A 2994-nucleotide genomic window follows, 5' to 3' on the forward strand; every position below is an offset into this window, starting at 1 on the left:
GAGTGGGAACGAATTGGGTGGGTTTTGGCAACGACAGCAACATCGATAGTCGGGTTGAGGCGTTTGATTTCTAAGGCGGCGCGGCATCCTGCTAACCCACCGCCCACTATAACGACATCGTGTTCTTTCATGGCTGATTTTCCTACGGGCTTCTGTTTCTATGGTGGGGTGAGAATTGCTCAGAGGTCAGTTTTGTAACCGAGACTTTATATTTCAGGAGACAGGAGATAGGAGATAGGAGACAGGAGACAGTAGCCGGTCGTCAGGAGACTATTTTTATTTATTCTTCCCAATTCATAATTCATAATTCATAATTCATAATTCCCAAAAAACAACCCGCGGCAGTTAACCGCGAGTTATTTTTGGCTAAAATCGGATAATTACTGAACGGTAATCGTTCCGACCATACCGGCGCCGCGATGGGGTTCGCAGTAGTAGGTGTAAGTACCCGGTTCGCTGAAAGTGCTTTCAAAGGACTCACCGGCGGAAAAAGCCAGACCTTTATGGGATAATTTGCTGGCTTGGGCTTCGGGAACCTTGGCGCTATCGAAAACTATGTTATGGGGAGAAAGTTTGTTATTGACCCATTTCACCGTATCTCCTGCTTTAATAGTGAGGGCGGGGGGATCAAATTGTAGTGTACCTGCATCACCGCCCATCTTCACCGTGAAGGTTTCCGCAGCAGCGGAGGCAGTGTTGAAGAAGAAGCTAGAGACGACTAGCGCCACGGTAGCGAACAATAAACCTAATTTTTTCATGCTTGTTAATCCTTTACACGAGGGAAGATGACAAGTTTGACAGCCTGTCTTTTGACAAAAAAGTAAAAGTTTGCTTTTAACTGTCCCATTGATTAATTCTACACCAAGTTTGACAGCTTGTCTTTTGACAAGAAAACCGGTTTTTTCTGACCATGGTTGGGGAATTTCTTAAGAAATAGAGGAGAACCAATCGTGAAAAGACTATTAATTTCCCTGTGCTTGCTCTTGGCTGTGGTTACATTCGGTATGGCTCGTCCCGCTTTAGCTGATGGGGCTTCGATTTTCAGTGCTAACTGCGCTTCCTGCCACATGGGCGGTAAAAACGTGGTTAATGCCGCTAAAACCCTGAAAAAAGAAGATTTAGTTAAATATGGCAAAGATTCCGTTGAAGCTATCGTTACCCAAGTTACCAAAGGTATGGGGGCGATGCCGGCTTTCGGTGGTCGTCTCAGCGCTGAAGATATCGAAGCTGTAGCTAACTATGTCCTCGCTCAAGCGGAAAAAGGCTGGTAAAAATTAGTTATCGGTGGCGAGTTATCGGTTATCAGTCTGGTAAGAATTGTAGCGATCGAAATTCTTGGGTCAATTGCTGGCTTAAAATAGCTAATGGTTCATCTCGGGACAAGGTTGTGAAATTGCGATCGTTTTTCTATATTTTAGGTGCGACGGTAATCATTCTCCTAGGAGTCGCTACAGCCAGTTTTGCTTGGATTCTCGCCGATAGTCCTCTGTCTTTGCTCAAAGGTGGGGTGCTGCGGGAACCGATGGCGGCGATTTTTGTGCCGAAACAGGCCCCGGTTATGGTATCCTTGTTGGTCAATCCCGAACGTTTGGAGTCTTTTGGTCAATTAATCGCTACACCGGCTAATCGACGACGTTCGCACCAAGAAATTAAGGATTTAGAAAAAACTCTGCTCGGTAAAACGGGATTAAATTATCAAAAGGAAATCAAACCTTGGTTAGGGGAGGAAATTACCCTCGCTGTTACTTCCCTAGATTTCGATCGCGATACCGATAATGGTATCCAACCGGGTTATCTTTTGGCAATTCAAAGTAAAGATGGTGAACGCGCTAAGGAATTTCTGCAAGCTTCCTACTCAAAACAGGCGGTTTCGGGCAAATTTGACCTTGTTTTTGAACTCTACAAGGGAGTTAACCTCATTTATCAACGTCCCTTGACCGCAGGAGATAATAATCGTTTTCTCGCTAGTGCCGTCGTCGGTGATACGGTGCTTTTTGCCAATAATATCAAGGTTTTGCGCGAGGCACTTAATAACGTGCAAGTACCGGATTTAAACCTAAAAAATAGCCCCGATTACCGAGAAGCCCTCAAAAATATCACCGAACCGCGTATAGCTATAGTTTACGGCAATTTACCTCCGTTATCGGCTTGGATCGCTAATCAACCCGTCCCGGAGAGTCCCGAAGCAAAACAACGATTAGCCACGGCTTTTTCCCTCAAATCTGGGGGAATAGTCGCTCAAACCGCCTTAATTGGAGTCTTAGGACAGGATGACCAAGCACCAATTTTATCTAGTCCCGTGGGATCATTATCTTTTATCGGCGAAAATAGCCTTTTAGTCGCCGCTAGTCGCGATTTAAATCGTTTTTGGACTCAGGTAGAGGAGGGGTTAGAAGCAGATAGTCCCCTACAGGAATTAATAACACAGGTCTTAAACCGCTTCCAGTCGCCTTTAGGTTTAAATTTGCCTGAAGACATTTTTAGCTGGGTTAGAGGCGAATATAGCCTCGCTCTCGTGCCTAATTCAAAGGGGATGGAACCCGATAGTGTTTTTGTAGGGGAACGGGTGATGGGGGTAGAGGTGGACAGTGCGATCTCTCATTTGGATGAGTTGGCCCGCAGTCGCGGCTATAATGTGGTTAATCTGCCTTTACTCGATCGAACGGTGACAGCTTGGACAAAGTTAACCACGGCGGTCCCAGGAGGAAAAGCGCAACTAGAAACGATCGTGACGGGAGTGCATACTAGGGTCGATAATTATGAAATTATCGCTAGTTCTGTGGAAGCGATGGGTTTAGCTTTATCTGCACAGAAAAACCCCATTTTAAGTAGTGGTAAGTTTCGACAGGCAATTACTGCTTTACCCGCAGAAAATGATGGTTATTTTTACGTCGATTGGCGACAATTGCAACCGGTAATCGAGGCAAAATTCCCGATCGTGCGGGTGTTAGAATTATCGATTAAGCCTTTATTTAATAATCTGCGTTCTCTTAC

General features: G+C 45.3%; 4 protein-coding genes. 2 read left to right on the forward strand and 2 right to left on the reverse strand.

The window, feature by feature from the left end; genetic code table 11:
- Together PX484_RS10990 and petE are read right to left on the reverse strand one after the other, a co-directional pair.
- Positions 1 to 131 (reverse strand): FAD-binding protein (locus PX484_RS10990; RefSeq protein ID WP_288103828.1); only part of this gene is annotated, 131 nt, incomplete at its 3' end.
- Positions 132 to 380: 249 nt separating this feature from the next.
- On the reverse strand, positions 381 to 758 hold the full coding sequence (gene petE, locus PX484_RS10995) for a plastocyanin (protein ID WP_002800865.1): 378 nt from the start codon (positions 756 to 758) through the stop codon (positions 381 to 383).
- A gap of 192 nt (positions 759 to 950) precedes the next feature.
- On the opposite strand from petE, the gene petJ reads away from it, so the two are divergent.
- Both petJ and PX484_RS11005 read left to right on the forward strand, forming a co-directional pair.
- On the forward strand, positions 951 to 1271 hold the full coding sequence (gene petJ, locus PX484_RS11000) for a cytochrome c6 PetJ (RefSeq protein WP_002732729.1): 321 nt from the start codon (positions 951 to 953) through the stop codon (positions 1269 to 1271).
- A 116-nt stretch (positions 1272 to 1387) separates the two neighbouring features.
- On the forward strand, positions 1388 to 2994 hold a 1607-nt coding region (locus PX484_RS11005; RefSeq protein ID WP_288103826.1), incomplete at its 3' end, for a DUF3352 domain-containing protein.

It is taken from the genome of Microcystis sp. M49636_WE2 (assembly GCF_030065375.1).
GTDB lineage: Bacteria > Cyanobacteriota > Cyanobacteriia > Cyanobacteriales > Microcystaceae > Microcystis > Microcystis aeruginosa_C.

Bases quoted from the DNA above. Each gene is read 5' to 3' on its own strand.
- petE (WP_002800865.1), bottom strand. From the start codon at position 758: ATGAAAAAATTAGGTTTATTGTTCGCTACCGTGGCGCTAGTCGTCTCT.